Annotated in this window: 19 protein-coding genes; 6 read left to right on the top strand and 13 right to left on the bottom strand. The window is 65.2% G+C overall.

Annotated elements, in window-relative coordinates:
* The first annotated feature begins 223 nt into the window (after nucleotides 1-223).
* Complete coding sequence (gene mtnA, locus B9Y97_RS06360) at nucleotides 224-1,318, top strand: S-methyl-5-thioribose-1-phosphate isomerase (RefSeq protein ID WP_085525954.1); 1,095 nt, start codon at nucleotides 224-226, stop codon at nucleotides 1,316-1,318.
* A gap of 75 nt (nucleotides 1,319-1,393) precedes the next feature.
* Here mtnA and B9Y97_RS06355 read toward each other — a convergent pair whose 3' ends face one another.
* The 3 genes from B9Y97_RS06355 to B9Y97_RS06345 form a co-directional block, all read right to left on the bottom strand.
* Complete coding sequence (locus B9Y97_RS06355) at nucleotides 1,394-3,595, bottom strand: NADP-dependent isocitrate dehydrogenase (protein ID WP_085525953.1); 2,202 nt, start codon at nucleotides 3,593-3,595, stop codon at nucleotides 1,394-1,396.
* A gap of 150 nt (nucleotides 3,596-3,745) precedes the next feature.
* Nucleotides 3,746-4,189, bottom strand: coding sequence for a VOC family protein (locus B9Y97_RS06350; RefSeq protein ID WP_085525952.1), 444 nt, complete (start codon nucleotides 4,187-4,189; stop codon nucleotides 3,746-3,748).
* A gap of 19 nt (nucleotides 4,190-4,208) precedes the next feature.
* Complete coding sequence (locus tag B9Y97_RS06345) at nucleotides 4,209-5,132, bottom strand: oxygen-dependent tRNA uridine(34) hydroxylase TrhO (protein WP_085525951.1); 924 nt, start codon at nucleotides 5,130-5,132, stop codon at nucleotides 4,209-4,211.
* Nucleotides 5,133-5,301: 169 nt separating this feature from the next.
* Between B9Y97_RS06345 and B9Y97_RS06340 the strand changes: the two genes are divergently transcribed.
* Together B9Y97_RS06340 and pncA are read left to right on the top strand one after the other, a co-directional pair.
* Nucleotides 5,302-6,702, top strand: coding sequence for a trypsin-like peptidase domain-containing protein (locus B9Y97_RS06340; protein WP_085528136.1), 1,401 nt, complete (start codon nucleotides 5,302-5,304; stop codon nucleotides 6,700-6,702).
* A gap of 51 nt (nucleotides 6,703-6,753) precedes the next feature.
* A complete protein-coding gene (gene pncA, locus B9Y97_RS06335; RefSeq protein ID WP_254900865.1) occupies nucleotides 6,754-7,371 on the top strand; it encodes a bifunctional nicotinamidase/pyrazinamidase in 618 nt (205 codons plus the stop codon).
* Here the strand turns inward: pncA and B9Y97_RS06330 are convergent.
* Nucleotides 7,368-8,324 carry an NAD(P)-dependent alcohol dehydrogenase gene (locus B9Y97_RS06330; RefSeq protein ID WP_176224314.1) on the bottom strand — a complete coding sequence of 319 codons (957 nt, stop codon included), beginning with the start codon at nucleotides 8,322-8,324 and terminating at the stop codon, nucleotides 7,368-7,370. The genes pncA and B9Y97_RS06330 overlap by 4 nt on opposite strands.
* Before the next feature lie 65 nt (nucleotides 8,325-8,389).
* On the opposite strand from B9Y97_RS06330, the gene pncB reads away from it, so the two are divergent.
* Entirely contained in the window at nucleotides 8,390-9,682 is a 1,293-nt protein-coding gene (gene pncB / locus B9Y97_RS06325; protein ID WP_085525949.1) for a nicotinate phosphoribosyltransferase, read from the top strand.
* On the opposite strand, the gene B9Y97_RS06320 is transcribed toward pncB, so the two are convergent.
* Nucleotides 9,679-9,891, bottom strand: coding sequence for a hypothetical protein (locus B9Y97_RS06320; RefSeq protein WP_139828244.1), 213 nt, complete (start codon nucleotides 9,889-9,891; stop codon nucleotides 9,679-9,681). The genes pncB and B9Y97_RS06320 overlap by 4 nt on opposite strands.
* 12 nt (nucleotides 9,892-9,903) lie before the next feature.
* The gene (locus B9Y97_RS06315; RefSeq protein WP_085525947.1) at nucleotides 9,904-11,226 is read right to left on the bottom strand and encodes a hypothetical protein; all 1,323 of its coding nucleotides are present in this window, start codon (nucleotides 11,224-11,226) and stop codon (nucleotides 9,904-9,906) included.
* Between the two features lie 134 nt (nucleotides 11,227-11,360).
* Here B9Y97_RS06315 and B9Y97_RS06310 point away from each other — a divergent pair, with 134 nt between their 5' ends.
* A complete protein-coding gene (locus B9Y97_RS06310; RefSeq protein ID WP_085525946.1) occupies nucleotides 11,361-11,774 on the top strand; it encodes a hypothetical protein in 414 nt (137 codons plus the stop codon).
* Here the strand turns inward: B9Y97_RS06310 and B9Y97_RS06305 are convergent.
* From B9Y97_RS06305 to B9Y97_RS06275, 7 genes are all read right to left on the bottom strand, one after another.
* Complete coding sequence (locus tag B9Y97_RS06305) at nucleotides 11,771-12,700, bottom strand: phosphotransferase enzyme family protein (RefSeq protein ID WP_085525945.1); 930 nt, start codon at nucleotides 12,698-12,700, stop codon at nucleotides 11,771-11,773. The two genes, B9Y97_RS06310 and B9Y97_RS06305, sit on opposite strands and share 4 nt — an antisense overlap.
* Nucleotides 12,697-13,962, bottom strand: a complete 1,266-nt coding sequence (locus tag B9Y97_RS06300; protein ID WP_085525944.1) for an aspartate aminotransferase family protein — start codon at nucleotides 13,960-13,962, stop codon at nucleotides 12,697-12,699. The genes B9Y97_RS06305 and B9Y97_RS06300 overlap by 4 nt, the downstream gene beginning before the upstream one ends.
* Complete coding sequence (gene arfB, locus B9Y97_RS06295) at nucleotides 13,955-14,374, bottom strand: alternative ribosome rescue aminoacyl-tRNA hydrolase ArfB (protein ID WP_085525943.1); 420 nt, start codon at nucleotides 14,372-14,374, stop codon at nucleotides 13,955-13,957. The genes B9Y97_RS06300 and arfB overlap by 8 nt, the downstream gene beginning before the upstream one ends.
* Nucleotides 14,375-14,625: 251 nt before the next feature.
* Entirely contained in the window at nucleotides 14,626-15,264 is a 639-nt protein-coding gene (locus B9Y97_RS06290) for a queuosine precursor transporter (RefSeq protein WP_085525942.1), read from the bottom strand.
* Between the two features lie 119 nt (nucleotides 15,265-15,383).
* The gene (gene mepA / locus B9Y97_RS06285) at nucleotides 15,384-16,310 is read right to left on the bottom strand and encodes a penicillin-insensitive murein endopeptidase (protein WP_085525941.1); all 927 of its coding nucleotides are present in this window, start codon (nucleotides 16,308-16,310) and stop codon (nucleotides 15,384-15,386) included.
* A gap of 3 nt (nucleotides 16,311-16,313) precedes the next feature.
* Nucleotides 16,314-17,648 (bottom strand): MFS transporter, encoded by a 1,335-nt coding sequence (locus B9Y97_RS06280; RefSeq protein ID WP_085525940.1) that lies wholly within the window; start codon nucleotides 17,646-17,648, stop codon nucleotides 16,314-16,316.
* Nucleotides 17,649-17,702: 54 nt separating this feature from the next.
* Nucleotides 17,703-18,233, bottom strand: a complete 531-nt coding sequence (locus tag B9Y97_RS06275) for an acyl-CoA thioesterase (RefSeq protein WP_085525939.1) — start codon at nucleotides 18,231-18,233, stop codon at nucleotides 17,703-17,705.
* Between the two features lie 128 nt (nucleotides 18,234-18,361).
* On the opposite strand from B9Y97_RS06275, the gene B9Y97_RS06270 reads away from it, so the two are divergent.
* Entirely contained in the window at nucleotides 18,362-18,661 is a 300-nt protein-coding gene (locus B9Y97_RS06270) for a YggT family protein (protein WP_085525938.1), read from the top strand.
* Nucleotides 18,662-18,664: the final 3 nt, after the last annotated feature.

Raw genomic sequence — 18,664 nt, 5'->3', positions numbered from 1 at the left:
AGCATGCCATGCCGTGGTTGCCAGTGCCGCGGCGAGAATCCGCGATCAATGGACAAGCTCCGCCGACGGGCCGCACCGCGCAACGGTGCTGGTTCCTGGCTCTGGACAATCGGGTGAAAAGCCTGAAACGTGCGGTTCGGGCCCGTCTCGGCAAGTGGGCTCACCTCCGCCCTTGCGGGCGCAAGAGCGGGTTCGTCCGCCGGAATGTCGAGGGGGACGACCTGTGAAGATCAACGGCAAGCATTACCGCGCGATCTGGCGCGCGCCTTGCGGTGCGGTGCAGGTGATCGACCAGCGTTGGCTGCCGCACGAGTTGCGGATTGCGACGCTGGCCAACCGACAGGATTTCGCTGATGCGATCCGCGACATGTGGGTGCGCGGCGCGCCGCTGATCGGGGCCACGGCGGCCTACGGCGTGGCGGTGCAGATGGCGGAAGATCCATCGGATGCCGCGCTCGATGAAACCTGCGAAGTGCTGCACGCCACCCGGCCCACCGCGATCAACCTCAAGTGGGCACTCGACGAGATGACCCGGGTGCTGCGCCCGCTCGCCCCCGAGGCGCGCGCCGAGGCCGCCTACAAGCGCGCCGCCGGGATTTGCGACGAGGACGTGGAGATCAACCGGCAGATCGGCCTGCACGGGCTCGAGATCATCCGCGAGATCGCCGCGAAAAAGGCTGGCGCGCGGGTCAACGTGCTCACCCATTGCAACGCCGGCTGGCCTGCCACCGTCGACTGGGGCACCGCCACCTCGCCGATCTACCACGCGGTCGAGGCGGGGATCGATGTGCACGTGTTCGTCGACGAAACCCGGCCGCGCAACCAGGGTGCGCAGCTCACCGCATGGGAGCTCAAGTCGCACGGCGTGAGCCATGATCTGATCGTCGACAACGCCGGCGGCCACCTGATGCAGCATGGCGAGATCGACCTCGTGATCGTCGGCACCGACCGCACCACCGCGCGCGGCGACGTGTGCAACAAGATCGGCACCTATCTCAAGGCGCTCGCCGCCAAGGCCAACGGCGTGCCCTTCTACGTCGCGCTGCCCTCGCCGACGATCGACTGGACGGTGCAGGACGGGGTGAAGGAAATCCCGATCGAGGAGCGCGGGGCAGAGGAAGTCACCCATGTTCAGGGCCGCGACCCGGAAGGGCGGATCATCTCGGTGCAGATCTCGCCCGACGGCACCGGCGCGCGCAACTCCGCTTTCGATGTCACCCCGGCAGAGCTTGTCACCGGGCTGATCACCGAGCGCGGCGTGGTGGCGGCCGAGCCGCAGGCGCTGGCCGCGGCCTTCCCCGATCTCGCCCCGCAGTGATCGGGGCGGGGGGCCCGGTCGGGGCCCAGGATCAGAGAAGGGGAACCACCGGCTCCCCCTCGTCCTTCCGTCCGATCAGCCGATGATCGCGTTGAGCGTCGTGCTCGGCCGCATCACCTTGGCGAGTTTCGCCGTATCCGGGTGATAATAGCCGCCGATATCCACCGGCTCGCCCTGGTCCGCCATGAGTTCGGCCACGATGGTGTCTTCCTTGTCCGCCAGGGCCTTGGCGATCGGGGCGAATTTGCCAGCGAGCGCCGCGTCATCCGATTGCGCCGCAAGCGCCTCGGCCCAGTAGAGCGCGAAGTAGAAATGCGAGGTGCGGTTGTCGTTCTGCCCGGGCTTGTATTGCGGGCTGTGGCCGTTCTCCAGCACCTTCTGGGTGGCCACCTCGACCGCTTCGCCAAGGATTTCCGCGCTGGTCTTGCCCTTGGCTTCGGCGAGGAACTTGAAGCTCTCGCCCAACGCGCAGAATTCGCCGAGACTGTCCCAGCGCAGGTGGTTCTGGCCGACAAGCTGGGTGACGTGCTTGGGCGCCGAGCCGCCGGCGCCGGTCTCGAACAACCCGCCGCCGTTCATCAGTTTCACGATCGAGAGCATCTTGGCCGAGGTGCCCAGTTCGAGAATCGGGAACAGGTCGGTGAGGTAGTCGCGCAGCACGTTGCCGGTGATCGTCACCACGTCGTTCCCAGCCCGCATCTCGACAAGGGTGAAGCGGGTGGCCTCGCGCGGGGCCATGATCGGGATGTCGATGCCTGCCGCTGCCAGCGCGGGTTTGACGTAGGCGATCAGTTCGCGGTCATGCGCGCGGGCTCCGTCGAGCCAGAACGCGGCCTTGCCGGTTGCCTTGGTGCGGGCGATGCCGAGCTTGATCCAGTCGAGGATCGGGGCCTTCTTGGCCGTGGACGAACGCCAGATGTCGCCCTTCTCCACCTTGTGCTCGTGCAGCACCTCGCCGCTGTCGAGAACGATCCGCACCACGCCATCGGCCTTGATCTCGAAGGTGGTGGGGTGCGAGCCGTATTCCTCGGCTTTCTGCGCCATCAGCCCGACGTTTGAGACCGCGCCGCAACTGGTCACGTTGAGCGTGCCGGTTTCCTTGAAATAGGCAATCGTCTCGTCATAGACGGGGGCATAGCTGTTGTCGGGAATGCAGCACTTGGCGTCGGCCTCCTTGCCATCCGGACCCCAGCCCTTGCCGCCGGCGCGGATCAGCGCGGGCATCGAGGCGTCGATGATCACGTCCGAAGGCACGTGCAGGTTGGTGATGCCGCGGTCGCTGTCGACCATGTAGAGCGGCGGGCGGGCAGCGAGCGCCGCCTTGAGGTCGGCTTCCAGCGCGGCGTCGCCCTTGATCCGGGCTTCGAGATCGCCGATTCCGTCGTTCGGGTTCCAGCCGAGGTCGTCGAGCTTCGCGCGGTGTTTGGCGATGAAATCCTCTAGATACACCGAAACGAAATGGCCAAAGATGATCGGGTCGGAGACCTTCATCATCGTGGCCTTCAGGTGCACCGAGAACAACACCCCCGGCGCGGTCGCGGCGATCTCGTCACGGATGAAGGCGCGCAGGGTCCGCGCGCTCATGAAGGTGGCATCGACCACCTCGCCCTCGAGGTAGGACAGCCCGTCTTTCAGCACGGTCTCGTTGCCAGCCTCGTCGGTGAAGGTGATCTTCGCGCCCCCGGCCTGCGCGGCGCTGATCGTGGTGGATGTCTCGTTGGCGAAGAAATCGTCGCCCGGCATCGAGGCAACGTGGGTCTTGCTGTCAGCGGACCATGCGCCCATCGAATGGGGGTGTTTCATCGCGTAGTTCTTCACCGCCCTGGCCGCGCGCCGGTCGGAGTTGCCCTCGCGCAAGACCGGGTTCACCGCCGAGCCCTTCACCGCGTCGTAGCGCGCCTTGATGTCGCGTTCGGCATCGGTCTTCGGCTCCTCGGGGTAGTCGGGCAGTGCGTAGCCCTGGGCCTGAAGCTCGCGGATCGTCGCGGCAAGCTGCGGCACCGAGGCCGAGATGTTGGGCAGCTTGATCACGTTGGCCTCGGGCGTCTTCACCAGTTCGCCAAGCTCGGCAAGGTCGTCGGGCAGGCGTTGATCTTCCGACAGGTAGTCGGGGAAGGAGGCAAGCACCCGCCCCGCCAGCGAGATGTTGCGGGTCTCGACACTGATGCCGGCGGCGGCGGCGAAGGTGCGGACGATCGGCAGCAGCGAGGCGCTTGCAAGCTCGGGGGCTTCGTCTACCGTGGTGTAGATGATGTCGGGGGTTTCGGTCTTGGCCATGGTCGGGGTCGTCCTTCGCTGTTGCGCGGGTTTTCGGCGCTCTGCATCACCGCCCGCCTAGTCGGCATGGCGGCGAAAGTCAATGTGTGCGACGGTATACAATGGAAGCATGCATGCGAAAAGCCCCCAAATCAGGGCATTTTGTAGCGGCTACCAGGTTCCGGTGTTGGGCATCGAGGCCCATGGCTCGCGCGGTTCCAGCGCCTCGCCTTCCTGCAGGAGTTCGACCGAGATGTTGTCGAGCGACTTGAAGAAGGCCATGCGCCCGTCGCGCGGCGGCCGGTTGATGGTCACCCCTGCATCCATCAGCTTCTGACAGAAGCCATAGATATCGTCGACCTTGTAGGCGAGATGCCCCCAGCTCCGGCCGGTTTCGAGCTTTTCGTCGCTATCCCAGTTGTAGGTCAGCTCTAGTTCCGGTGCGTTCTCGGTCTGCGCCCGGCCCTCGTCCTTCGGTGCGGCCAGAAAGACCAGCGTGAACTTGCCCTCGGGCACCTCCTTGCGCCGGGTCTCGACAAGGCCGACCTTGCCGACCCAGAAATCAAGGCTCTCGTCCAGATCGCTCACCCGGATCATCGTGTGCAGATATCTCATCGTGTGCTCCTTTGACGTTTCATCGCATGTCTTCGCGCGGCTGAGGGCCGATGTGGCGTTGCCCGCGCGCCTCGGCAAGCCGAACCTGCCGGTGCCGCTCGCGAAACCGGCCGCGCTGGGTGTCAGTGTATTCCCCCGCGCAACGATGGCAACAAACCCCTTCCTCGTAGTCCGGGTGCGCCAGATCTTCCGGTGCCAGCGGACGGCGACAGGCCCGGCACAGTACATGCGGCCCTTCCCGCAGCCCGTGCCCCACGCTCACCCGCTCGTCGAAAACGAAACAATCCCCGCGCCATAGGCTTTGCGCTTCGTCCATGTCTTCGAGGTATTTCAGAATGCCGCCCTTGAGGTGATAGACCTCCTCGATCCCCTGCCCGAGCAGGTAATTGGTCGATTTCTCGCAGCGGATGCCGCCGGTGCAGAACATCGCGATGCGCTTGTTGTGAAACCGCGCCTTGTTGGCCTCCCACCAGTCGGGAAACTCCCGGAAGCTCTTCGTCCCCGGATCGACCGCGCCCTCGAAGCTGCCGATCGCCACCTCGTAGTCGTTGCGCGTGTCGATCACCGCCACGTCGCCTTCGCGGATGAGTTCGTTCCATGCCTCGGGCGAAAGATAATGCCCGACGGCGGCGCGCGGATCGACATCTGGCTGCCCCATCGTCACGATCTCGCGCTTGAGCCGCACCTTCATTCGTCCGAACGGCGGCGCGCTGGCGGTGGAAAACTTCGCCTCCAGCCCGGCGCACCCGGGCAGGGCGCGGACATGGGCGAGCAGCCGCTCCAGCCCGGCGCGCGGACCGGCCACGGTGCCGTTGATCCCTTCCGGGGCAAGCAGCAGCGTGCCGGTGATGCCTTCGGCGGCGCAAAGATCGCGCAACGGCCCGGCCAGCGTGGCGGGGTCGTCGAACCGGGCGAAGTGGTAGAGCGCGCAAACATCGAACATGGCTATGGGCTATAGCGATGGACGGGTGGGATCAAGGTCCGCAGAAGGCCCGCGAAAGTCCAGCGAGACCCGGCGCGCAGGCCAATTCCGGCCATCCGCCGGGGAAAGGCGCATTGGCGCTTGATCCCGGGCGCACAAACGCCAAATCCTGAAGCAGATGGAGGAATACATGAAACGGATCATCCAGAGCCTCGCTTTCGTACTCGCCCTCGTCCCCGCCGGTCTCGCGGGTGAAACCCGCGCGCCGGAAAGCCTTGCCGAAGTGCAACTGAGCTTTTCGCCCGTGGTCGAACGCGCCGCGCCCGCGGTGGTCAACATCTACGCCACCCGTCTCGTCGCCGAACGGATGAGCCCATTTTTCGATGACCCGTTCTTCTCCCAGTTCTTCCGTGATTTCGCGATGCCGCGGGAACGCGAGCAGAACTCGCTCGGCTCGGGCGTGATCGTTGGCGACGGGCTGGTGGTGTCTAATTTCCACGTCGTTGAGAACGCAACCGATATCCGGGTCGTGCTGGCCGACCGGCGAGAATTCGCGGGCCAACTCGTGCTCGCCGACGAGGAGGCCGATATCGCGGTGATCCGCCTCGAAGGGAGTGCCGACCTGCCCGCCCTCGACTTCGCCGACAGCGACGCGCTGGAAGTGGGCGACCTGGTGCTCGCCATCGGCAACCCTTTCGGCGTCGGGCAGACCGTTTCTTCCGGCATCGTTTCGGGGCTTGCGCGCAGCGGCCGCGGCGGCGGTGCCTTCAACGCGGGCGGCTATTTCATCCAGACCGACGCGCCGATCAACCCCGGCAACTCCGGCGGCGCTCTGGTCGACATGCAAGGCAGGCTCGTCGGCATCAATACCCAGATCGTCACCCGTTCGGGCGGCTCCATCGGCATCGGCTTCGCGATTCCCGCCAACCTGGTTTCGCGCGTCGTGGCGCAGGCGGAGGAGGGCGCGGCGAGTTTCACCCGGCCTTGGGCCGGGGTCGAGGTGCAGCCGATCGACGCCGACATTGCCGACGCGCTCGGCCTTGATCGCCCACAGGGGCTGCTGGTGCGTTCGCTGGCGCCTGCAAGCCCCTTCGCCGAGGCCGGGGTGCAGCCCGGCGACGTGATCCTCGACATCAACGGCCAGACCACCGACGCGCCGGGCGAACTCAGTTTCCGGCTTTCGTTGCAGGAACTTGACAGCATCGTGCCGGTCACGCTGCTGTCAAACGGGGAACGACGGGTCGTCGGGGTCGAGATGCGCGCCGCCGCGACGGCGAGTGCGGCGCTCGGCACGGCACCGATAACCATCACCCGTCCCGGCCCGTTCCAGGGCCTTGTGGTGCAGGAGTTCTCCCCACAGCTTGCCGAGCAACTGGGGCTGCGGTCCGACCTCGAAGGTGTGATCGTGCTCGGGATAGAAAACGCCGGCCGCGCCCGCAATTTCCAGCCCGGCGACGTGATCAGCCAGGTCAATGGCCAGCCGATCCGCTCGCTCGCCGAGTTCCTCGCCGCCGCCGAAGACGAGCGCCGCACCTGGCAGGTGATGATCGAGCGGCGCGGCGGTCGGGTCTTTCTCACCTGGCGCGGCTGAGCCCGGTTGACCGCTGTCGCCCGCCCGCTTACCCATTGAAGCAAAGGGGGAATGTCGATGTCTGTAGCCAGCACCGAAGCTATTCTCGTGATCGACGTGCAGAACGATTTCTGCCCCGGCGGGGCGCTCGCGGTTGCGGGCGGCGACGAGGTTGTGCCCGAGATCAACCGGATCCTGCGCGACTTCCCGGTACGCGTGTTCACCCAGGATTGGCACCCGCTGGGGCACAGTTCCTTCGCCTCGTCGCACCCGGGTCGGGTGCCGTTCGAGCTGGTCGACATGGCCTACGGGCCACAGGTGCTTTGGCCCGATCATTGCGTGCAGGGCAGCGACGGCGCGGATTTTCACGAAGACCTCCACGTTGAGCCCGCCGACGTGATCCTGCGCAAGGGGTTCCGCCCCGAGATCGACAGCTATTCCGCGTTCTACGAGAATGATCAGATCACCCCCACCGGGCTCGAAGGCTACCTGCGTTCGCGCGGGGTGCGCCGGGTGACCCTGACCGGCCTCGCGACCGATTTCTGCGTCGCATGGTCGGCGCTCGACGCCGCCCGGCTTGGGTTCGAGGTGAACCTGAAACTTGAAGCCTGCCGCGCCATCGACCTTGACGGCTCGCTCGACGCGGCGCTGGCCGAGATGGAAGCGGCCGGGGTGATGTTGATCGCCTAGGGCACGATCACCAGCTTGCCGGCGATCTTGCGTGCGCCCATCCGCTTCAGTGCCTCGGCGGCGTCGTCAAGCGTGGCCACTTCGCCGACGCGCGGTTTGAGGCGGTGCGTCTTCACCATGTCGAGCAGCGCGGGCAGGTGTTTCGGCCCTTGCCGGACCATGAGCAGGCCCACCTTGCGCGATGAGACCAGCGAGGTGAGACCGCCCCATACCGCGATCCCGAGCAGGCGGGCCATCGGCGCGCCAACCAGCATGTAGCGCCCGCCGGGTGCCAGGACCCGGCGCACCGCACGAACCGGGCGCGTGCCCCAGAGATCGAGCACCAGATCGAAGCGCTCGGCACCACGGGCAAAATCCTCGGTCTCGAAGTCGATCAGGTGGTCGGCGCCGGCCTCCGCCATCACCCCGGCCTTGCCTGCGGTATCGACGGCCCAGACCTGCGCGCCGCCCGCCTTTGCAAGCTGGATCGCCAGCGGGCCGGACCCGCCGCCACCACCGTTGATCAGCACCTTCATGCCGGGCCGCACCCGGCGCGCGATCCCGTCCATCGCGATGGCCCCCGATTGCGGCAGGGCGGCGGCGTCAACGTCGCTGATGCCATCGGGCACCGGCACCCAGAGCCCGGCCTTGGCGACGGCATGATCGGCAAAGCCGCCGAAGATCTCGAAAGTGTCGGCCAGAACCCGCTGGCCCGGCTCGAACCCGGAAACGCCTGCGCCCAGCTTGTCGACGATCCCCACCACGTCGGAGCCGAAGACATTGCGACCGCGCATGAACAAGCGCGCGATGCGGGCATAGGCAGGGCGGCCGGTGATGAACTCCCAGTCCGAGGCGTTGGCGCCGCAGGCCAGAACCTTCACCCGGATTTCCCCTTGCCCCGCCTCGGGAACCGGGCGCTGTTCCAGCGCGAGGTTTTCCCCGGTGCCGTAGCCGTGGCAAACCAGCGCGCGCATCGACCGAACTCCTTGCATTCAACCGCCCGGCTGTGGTCCAACATGGGTCATAGCCGGAGTATACCATGGTCGACATCGCCACACGCGTCTACAATCATCACTGGAAGATCGACCCGATCGTCCGGTCGCTGATCGACACCGATTTCTACAAGCTCCTGATGTGCCAGTCGGTGTTTCGTAACAAGCCCGACACGCAGGTGACCTTCTCGCTGATCAACCGGACAACCTCGATCCCGGTGGCCGACCTGGTCGACGAGGGCGAATTGCGCGAACAGCTCGATCACATCCGCACGCTCTCGCTCAGCCGGGGCGAAAGCACCTGGCTGCGCGGCAACATGTTCTACGGCAAACGCCAGATGTTCCGCCCCGATTTCGTCGAATGGTTCGAAAACCTGCGCCTGCCGCCCTATCACCTCGAACGTGTCGGCGACCAGTACGAGTTGACCTTCGAGGGCAATTGGCCCGAGGTGATGATGTGGGAAATCCCGGCCCTCGCGGTGCTGATGGAACTGCGCTCGCGCGCCGTCCTGAACAGCATGGACAAGTTCGAGCTTCAGGTGCTCTACGCCCGCGCAATGACCAAGCTGTGGCAGAAGGTCGAGACATTGCGGGCCGTCGATGGCCTTCGCATCGCCGATTTCGGCACCCGTCGGCGGCACAGCTTCCTCTGGCAGGACTGGTGCGTGCAGGCGATGACGGAAGGGCTGGGCGAAAAATTCGTCGGCACCTCGAACTGCCTGATTGCCAAGAACCGCGATCTCGAGGCGATCGGCACCAATGCCCACGAGTTGCCGATGGTCTATGCCGCGCTGGCCGAAACCGACGACGACCTCGCGGAAGCCCCCTACAAGGTGCTTGCCGACTGGCACGAGGAGCACGAGGGCAACCTGCGCATCATCCTGCCCGACACCTTCGGTTCGAAGGGTTTTCTCGATAACGCGCCCGACTGGCTGGCGGGCTGGACCGGCATCCGCGTCGACTCGGGCGATCCGGTCGAGGGGGCGGAAACGGCAATCGACTGGTGGAAATCGCGCGGCGAAGACCCGCGCGAGAAGATGGTGATCTTCTCCGACGGGCTCGACGCCGACAAAATCGTGGAGCTTCAGACCAAGTTCGCAGGGAGGGTGCGCCCGAGCTTCGGCTGGGGCACCCTGCTGACCAACGATTTCCGCGGCCTGACCCCGAATGACAGCCTCGCCCCCTTCTCGCTGGTCTGCAAGGCGGTGGCGGCGGAGGGCAGGCCCACGGTGAAACTGTCGGACAACCCCAACAAGGCGATGGGCCCCGAAGACGAGATCGCCCGCTACAAACGGGTGTTCGGGGTGGGCGAGCAGGTGGCGCGGGAGGTTGTGGTTTAGGCTGCTTCTTTCTGGGAATGCTTTTTCTGCTTCGCCTCCGTCGAAACTGGAAAGCGACCTTTTGTGTCTTCAAACACAGACTCGATCTCGGAAATCGCCCGCGAAATCACATTCCTGAGCACGGCGTCTGCGTGAACATCACGCTCCGAGAGCGTGCCCGACCCCAAGTTACCCTCCAACAATGATCTCTCTGATGGATCGTATTCCATACTGCCGTCTCCCTAGTCTTCTTCCTGCGTTTCGTGCGGTTCGTTGGGCAAGTTGTTGCGCTCAAAGTACCGCGAGTTCAAGTCTTTCGGAAAGTAGTGCTTGCGTTTCACCCATACAAAACCATCATGCTTCGAGATGACTGCTACATCTACAGGGCCGCCGACGGTTTCCATGCCCTGTGTCACCTTGCGTTTGATTGAAGTCAGGTCAATCAGCGCCTCGGCCATCTTCGCGAGTTCAGGCTTTGGCATGAATTCTATCATGCTTTCGATTTCTCTACGCGATCTTTCTTGAAAACTCGTGAAGGCGTCCTTCTGCAGTTGCTGAATGAACTTTTTTTCCGCCCTTCGTGCTAGGTCATTCAGTCCGCCGCGGTCGTCATCTTTTAGGTCGAGCGCATCAATGATACCGTCAGAGATTTTTTGGACGGCCTCTCTGGAGAATCTTGTTATGTCTTGTTGCAAACGCTCATCGAGGCCATGAAGAAACCGATCCACCATTTCCTTTTGCGCGAAAGGCCTCACAAAGGCTTTCTTGCCGTTGCGATCAATATCACATTCGTCTGTTTGAAAGGCCCGGATCTTGGCTTCGAAGACACTATCGACTTCGTAAGAAATGAGTGTAGGGAAGATTTCATCCTCACCGAAACCAGCGAAGACGATGCCAGTTTTGCTGCTTGAGATGTAGCTTGAATTCAGCACGTTTTTGCAAATTTCCGCTATCTCACCTGCGTATGCATGAGCGATGGGCCCCACGGACTCACGGACGATTTCGTCTATCAACTGCTCGTAGGTTCGCTTCTGTTGTTTCCGATCATCGCGCTGCAAGAATGAAGCAGGCCCCAAATCTGCGACGCGACTTCGATAGCTAGACAAGACTTCATTGAATTTTTTGCGTTGCGCCTCCTGGAAGTCGTCCGCGCTTCCGGGCACGCCGTCCGTTCTGATCAGATCAAGTAGCGCCTTCTCCATGGCATCATTAATTTCATGGGCAATTGGAACCACAACTCCTGATATGCTCCCCTTGATCTCGTCGGGGGGCGCGCCATCGACGTAGTGATAAAGATACTTCAGAAAAGCGTTGGCAGCAGCACGAACTGTCTGGAACTCCTGACACTTCGCCCGGAAGCTCTTGACGACGGCTTCGACTGGCACGCCCATGAACTGCATGCCATTGTAGACCATTACGCCAAGTGGTTGCTTGTTGGAAAGCTCGAACAGCTTGTCTGCAGATTCAAAGATCTTCAGCGTTTGATTACCGGAAGAGATCGTTACGGCACTATCGGATGCCAACGCGACTGCGGTCTTGTTCAAAATGGCGATTTCGGCAGTCATGGCATCTCACACAACATGTAGTGCCACCTTAGCAGCTAGGGGCATTCAATCAATACGTGTTCACACCCCGCGACCCCGCGCCCAATCGACACCCCCACCCCTCCCGCGCTATCCTTCCCGCAAGGGAGGCCGCCATGTCCCGTCTATCCGTTACCCTCGCCGCAGCCCTCAGTCTCGCCCTGACCCCCACGCAGGCCCCCGCCTTCGACTGCGGTTTCTACTCCGAGTGCTGCCATGCCCTCGTCGAGGCCTACCGCGAGGCGGGGGTAACCGGCCCGCGGCTGGAGCAATTCGCCGCCACCTGCGAGCTGCATCACGTGTTCGACGCCATGCCGGGCGCGCAGGCGATGTTCTGTGCCGAGGCCTGGGAGGCGATCAGCGTGGTGGCGTTCCGGCACTACATGACCGGCCGGATCGGCTTCTATCCCGAGATGTGCATGGAAGATCCCGATTATGACCCCGACGAAATCCTCGAACCCGACCCGATGTTTCCCGAGCCCGATCACGAGCGCTTTCTCGAGGAAGCCGACCCCTGGTTTCCCGGCTAACCGCGCGCCATGAAACCCCGCGCCGCCGCCACCGCCTTCGCCGCGTAGCCGCGCACCCTCGGGTCGCGCGCATCGGCGCGGGGCACGATCCAGCCCATCGAGGCGAAGCGGCGCAGGAGCACGAACAGCGGCAGGCGTGCGGCGTCCGCCGGTGCAAGTTCGCGCAGTTCGCGGTAGCCTTGCAGGGCGGCATCGCGCAGGGCTTCGGCGTCGGGTTCATCTTCGTTCTGGGTCATGAAGGTGGCGAGATCGTAGAGCCGGAAGCCCCAGCCGGCATCGTCGAAGTCGATCAACATCGCCTTGTCCCCGTGGAAAAGCACGTTCTCGCGCAGAACGTCGGCATGGATCAGGCCATAGTCGCCCCCGCGCGCGGCGAAAGCTTCGAGCATCCCCCGCGCCCTGTCGCGGGCGGCATCCACCAGCGCGCGCTCCTCTGCATTCAGCGCCGGGCTTTCCCAGAACCGCCCCCAGAGCGGGGCCTCGCCGAGCAGCCCCTCGGCATCCCAGGCGTGGCGGGTGAAGCCCGCGCCAAGGCGGAGCCCGTCGGAAGCGTTGTGCAGATCGGCGACCGCCCGGCCCACGGCGCGAAACCGCGCCGTCTGGGTGGCAAGGTCGCCCCCGAGCGGCGTGCCGCCTTCGCCCAGCGGTGCCCCCGCCACCCAGGCCACCGCCGTGGCCACCCGCCCGGTGGAAAGCACCACCGGCCCGGCCAATGGCTCCGGCACCGCCACCCCGGCAGATGTCAGCGCGCGCATCCAGTCGAGTTCCGAGTGGATCGCCGCTTCCGTCTGGTAGCCGGGCCGGTGCAGCCGAACCGCCGCCCGGCCCCCGGGCAGATCGGCCTCATACACCGCGTTCTCCCGTTCGCTCACCAGCCGGGCCGCGCGCCCGCCGAACAGCGCAAGCGCCTCGTCGATCTCGCTCAATCCATCCCCTCCAGAACCGCCCCGAGCGTCGAAACCAGTAGCTCGGCGTTCTCGCGCGAAAACACCATCGGCGGGCGGATCTTGAGGATATTTCCGCCACGACCGATCCGGTTCATCAGCACGCCGCGTTCCCGCATCCGCTCCACCGCTTCGGCGGTGAACTCAGGGGCAGGCTCCAGCCCGCCCGGCTCGGTGAACTCAACGCCCACGAACAGCCCCGCGCCGCGGACATCGGCGATGCGCGGATGATCGAGCGCGCGCAGGCCCGCCAGAAGGTGCGCCCCCACCTCGGCGGCATTGGTCTGCAAGCCCTCGTCCGCGATCGCGTCGAGCACGGCGGATGCAGCAGCAGCGGCGACGGGCGTGCCCGCGAAGGTGTTGAAATAGCCGAAATCGCGGCGGAAGGCCTCGACGATCTCCGGCGCGGTCACCACCCCCGCCACCGGGTAGCCATTGCCCATCGGCTTGCCCATGGTCACGATGTCGGGCACCAGCCCGATCCGCGCGTGGCCCCAGAAATGCCCGCCGGTCCGGCCGAACCCCGGCTGCACCTCGTCGGCGATGATCAGCCCGCCCGCCGCGCGCACCACCGCTTGCACCGGCGCGAGGAACCCCTGAGCCAGATCGGGAAAGCCCTCGTTGGCGAAGAACGGATCGAGGATCAGCGCGGCGAAACCATGCCCCGCCGCCTCCAATTCCTCGATTGCGCGCGCCACTTCGCCCGCGAAGGCCTCCGCCTGCCCTCCGGCGCTGCCCCCGAGCGGACGCAGGGAATCGGGCGCGGGCACGCGGCTTACCCAGTCAACCCGCCCGCCGATCGGGGTGCGACCGGCCGAGAACTGGCTCACCAGGTGGGTGTTGCCGTGATAGGTCGCATCGGTGCCGATCAGCCCGGTCTTGCCGGTGGCGGCCCAGGCCATCCTGAGCGCGATGTCATTGGCCTCCGAGCCGGTGCAGACCATGGTGAGTACGTCCAGCCCACGCCCCAGCGTCGCCGTCAGCCGCTCGCCATACACCACGATCCCCTCGTGCAGATAGCGGCTGTGGGTGTTGAGCGTGGCGAGCTGGTTGGCGATGGCCTCGACAACCCGGGGATGCCCATGGCCCACATGCGGCACATTGTTGTAGGCATCGAGATACCGCCGCCCCGCCGCATCCCAAAGCCAGACCCCTTCGCCGCGCACGATCTCCACCGGCTCGCGGTAGAAGGTCGTCATGCGGGGGCCGAGAACGTGCTCGCGGCGGCTCATCAGGTCATTCATCGGAAATCTTCCCCCGCATCGCCTTCACCTCGCCGCGCTGCTTTTTCGCCTCGATCCGGCGCCTCTTGCTGCCCAGCGTGGGCTTGGTCGGCACGCGCCGCTTGGGTGCCACCAGCGCGGCGCGGATCATTTCGGCCAGCCGGTCTTCCGCGATCTCGCGGTTCCGGGCCTGGCTGCGGGTGTCTTCCACCCGGATCAGGAGCGCGCCCTCGCTCGTCCATTTGCGGCCCGCGAGGCGCTTCAGCCGGGCCTTCTGGGCGGGGGTGAGCGCGGGGCTGCGGGCGGCCTCGAAGCGGAGTTCCACCGCCGTCGACACCTTGTTGACGTTCTGCCCGCCGGGGCCGGACGACCGGGTGAAGCTTTCCGAAAGCTCCCAGTCGTGGATCACGATATCGTCGTTGATGCGGATCATGGCCGCGAACCTATCTGGGGCGCGCGCAATCGAAAAGGGCCACCGCGCGGGTGGCCCTTCGAGAAGTCTGGAGGTGGGGCCGGTTAGGCTTGCGCCAGATCAGCCCGCATACCGTGCCGGGGGCTGCCCCGACATGGCGCGACTACTTTGTCCCGGCACCTCGCTCCATTTGTTCTCTAGACATGGACACCTCCTTTCTGAATGTTGCGATAAGGAAAGCCTGCCACAGATTTTGTGTGGGTCAACAAAAATCACGCTGCATCTGGTGAAAGTTTCGTAACAAGCAGCCGGAAAGGCACAAGTGCCAGCAGAGCGAGCGACAATTTCACCAGCCAATCGGCGAAAGCGAGGCTGACCCAGAGCGGCACCACAGCGCCGACACCGAGGAAGGGAAGTTCCTCCCAGGCCCAGTTGATCGCGGCATCGGCGTCTGCACCGAAGAGCGTGACCGACGCGGCGAAGGCGATGCTGAAGAACAGTGCGGTATCGACCGCCGAGCCCACCAGCGTGGACGCAAGCGGTGGCAGCCACCACTGGCGTTGCCGTAACAGGTTGAAGATTCCCACGTCCAGAAGCTGCGCGGTGAGGAAGGCCACGCCCGAGGCGACCGCAACCCGAAGCGGCACCGCGGCATAGCTGTAGCCGTCGCCCTCCAGCATGATCTGGCTGCCGACGAGCGAGCACAGCACCCCGACGACGAAGCCCGCGAACACCACCTTGCGCGCCGGTCCGGGGCCGTAGACGCGATTCATCACGTCGGTGACGAGAAAGGCGATCGGGTAGGTGAAGGCGCCCCAGGTGAGCCAGTTGCCGAACAGGAACTGGACGAGGACGTTGGAGGCCACCACGACGGTGGCCATGGCGATGATGCCGGGAAGGATGCGAACCATGATGTATCCGTTTTGACAAGGTTGCGGAGACTTGGCTCCCGTCACGGGAACGCGCGGCACCTACGCCTCGGCGGGTACGCCGTCAAGACATTCCCGCCGTTATCCTGCGGGCCTTGAGCCTATTGCGCCTTCAGAACCGAGGTGCACTGGCCGGGCAGGTCGGCCAGCGTGAGCGGCGGGCGGGGCGGTACCGGCTTGGCATCGGGGTCGGGCGGCGGCGGGTCGAGGATGTTCGCCACCCATTGTTCGGCGTCCGCGCAGCCGTCGCCCGGGGGCGGCGGGGCCTGGTTCGTGCAGGCCTTGTCGCCCTTCGGGCAGGCAAGGCGCACGTGGAAATGGTAGTGGTGGCCATACCAGGGGCGGATCTTGCGCAGCCAGGCGCGGTCGCCGGTTTCATCCTTGCACATCTGCACCTTGGCCCCGGCGAACACGAATATCCGGTCGACCGCCGGATCGGAGGCGGCGGCCTTGATCACCTCGTGGTGGCTCGGTGTCCAGTCGGCATTGACGAAAGCCCCGCCCGTGCGCTGCATCGAGATCGATGACAGGCTTTCGCGCTCGGCCGGGCTGAGATCGAGCCGCTTGGGCGGCAGCATCCAGATATCGACATCAAGTCCGATCTGGTGGCTGGCATGGCCCGACGACATCGGCCCGCCGCGCGGCTGGCTCATGTCGCCGACATAGAGCCCGGCCCATCCCGGTTGGGCCGCGGCCTTGGCGGCGAGACGCTGGACGTAGGAGATCAGCTCGGGGTGGCCCCAGTTGCGGTTGCGGCTGAGCCGCATGGCCTGCCATGTCGGCCCGGTTTCGGCCAGTTGCGCCGCCCCGGCGAGGCAGCCTCTGGAGTAGCCGCCGAAGGCTTCGGGTGCCTGCCGCGAGGGTGCCTCGACGGGCCCGAAAAGCAGCTTGGCGGGCTCGTTCGAGGTTGAGAACACGATGCCCGCAGCGGTGGCGCGGGGCAGGGTGCTCGTGGTGGTATCGCCGCCACTGCCGCAGGCGGTCAGCCCGAGGGCGAGTGCAAGGGACGGAAGAAGGGACAAGCGCATCTGTCAGACCTTTTCGCCATCGGGTTTGACCCAGAATAGCAGAACCAGCCCGAGCAGGAACAGCGCGATCAACGGGGTTACGCCGATTTGCTGGCTGCCACTGATCGAGGTGACCACGCCGATGGACAGCGGCGCGATGAACGAGGTGGCCTTTCCGGCGAGAGCGTAGAGGCCGAAGGCTTCGGTCATCCGCGCCGGGTTGGCCTGGCGCACCATCATCGTGCGGCTGGCGGCCTGGATCGTGCCACCCGCCGCACCGATCAGGGCACCGATGACGTAGAACATCACGTCGGGCAGGGTCGAGCCTTCGGGCAGGGCGATGCCGAAGATTGCGTCACGCGAGATGAAGACGATGGTGATCGCGACGCCGGTGAGCACGAGGATCGAGATCGTGATCACCGGCTTCGGCCCGAATGCCTGGTCGGCGCGCCCGCCCAACATGGCAAAGAGCGCGCCGGTGATGATGGCGATGATGCCGAACACGCCGGTGTCGATCACCGACCATTCCAGCACACCGGCAGCATAGATGCCGCCGAAGACATACATCCCGTTCAGCCCATCGCGGTAGAACATCGAACTTGCGAGGTAGGCAAACAGGGAGCGGTTGCGCGGCAATCCGCGCAGCGTCTGCCCGACATCGACGAGCGCGCGCTTGAGCGCGCCGCGCGGCGGGGCGGTGGGCTTGGGGTCGCGCACCCAGAGAAAGAACGGGATCATGAAAACGGCATACCAGAGCGCGGTGAGCGGCCCGACCGCGCGGGTGCCCTCGCGCTGGATGGCGTCGAGCCCGAGGATCGGGTCGATACCGATGAAGGTTTTCCCCGTTTCCGCGCCTTCCGCGAAGAGCGCCAGCATGATGACGAGCGAGACCAGCCCGCCGAGGTAGCCGAAGGCCCAGCCGTTGCCCGAGATCCGGCCGATCTCCTCCCGGGTGCCGAGATCTGGCAGCATCGAGTTGGTGAAGATCGTGGCGAATTCCATGCCGATCATGCCGATCGCGAAGAAGACGAGCACGAGCAGCAGGTTGAAATCGCCCGGCGCGGCCCACCACAGCCCGAAGGCCCCGGCGACATACATCGCCGAGAAGCCCCAGATCCAGCGCATCCGGTTGCCCGAGATATCGGCCATCGCGCCGAGGATGGGCGCGAGCAGGGCGATGATGAAGCCGGCCGCGCCGATGCCGAAGCCCCATGCCGATTGCGCCTGCGCCCCGTCGCCGATCAGTTCCTTGACGTAAGGTGCGAAGATGAAGGTGATGAGCAGGGTGTTGTAGGGCTGGCTCGCCCAGTCGAACCACCACCAGCCCCAGACCCGTTTCCTGAGCGATATCGCCGCCATGCCTGCCCCTCTCCGTTTGCCGGAAACAGACCCCAAATAGGGCGATTGGGCAAGCTACATCTCGGGCGGCCAGGGGCGCCGGGCATCGGCCTCGATCCAGGCATGCACCCAGTCGGGCAAATCTCCCGGCGCGGGATCGTGGCCGAGGGCCGCGACAACCTGCGACGGCGATACGATCCCGTCCGGGCCGGTTACGGCGATCCGCAGGAGCGCGTGGGTGGTGGCCTCGCCACGTTTCCACATGCTTTGCTCGATGTAGAGGAAGCGGGCATCGTGGCCCACCGCGCGCGAGCGCATTTCGACCCGGTCGAACACCCGGATGCGGCGGCGGTAGCGCACCGACACGCCCGCGACCGTCAGCCCCCAGCCCCTGCCGCGCAACTCGGACTCCAGCCCGGTGCGCCGCCCGAGCGGGATGCGTCCGAGGTCGAACAGGGTGAGGGTGCGGCCGTTGTTGAGTTCCCGCCAGAGGTCGAGATCCCATGGCCAGCAGATGTGATGGCTGACGTGGGTGCCGTCGAGCGGCAGGCTCTCGGCGCGGCTGTGCACCACGAGCTCTTTCATCATGCGCACGAAGGGATACATCGGGCGGGCCTCCTTTTTCCCTCTCGTGCCCGGCGCGCGCGACATGGTCAACCACAACGGCGCGTCAGTCTTGCACTGGCCCGGTCTTGCCCCTAGTTGGGAGGCGAAGCAAACAAGGGTGCCGCCAGATGTCTCCACTCCTCGCCACCATCTTCCAGTTGTTCGTCGCGGTGCTCGGCGTGGTCTGGTTCGTCGTGATCGCTCATATCATCCTGTCGTGGCTGGTGAATTTCCAGGTGCTGAACCTGCGCCAACCGCTGGTGAGCCAGATCTGGTATGGTCTGAACCGGCTGGTGGAGCCGATGTATCGCCCGATCCGCCGCTTCTTGCCCGATCTGGGCGGGATCGACCTTGCGCCGCTGGTGGTGCTGCTGATCCTGTTCTTCCTGCGGCAGTTGACGGCGAATTACTATTACGCCTTCGTGTGATCG

Source organism: Maritimibacter sp. HL-12 (genome assembly GCF_900177545.1).
Lineage (GTDB): Bacteria > Pseudomonadota > Alphaproteobacteria > Rhodobacterales > Rhodobacteraceae > Sinisalibacter.
This window is presented reverse-complemented; position numbering and strand designations above follow the sequence as displayed.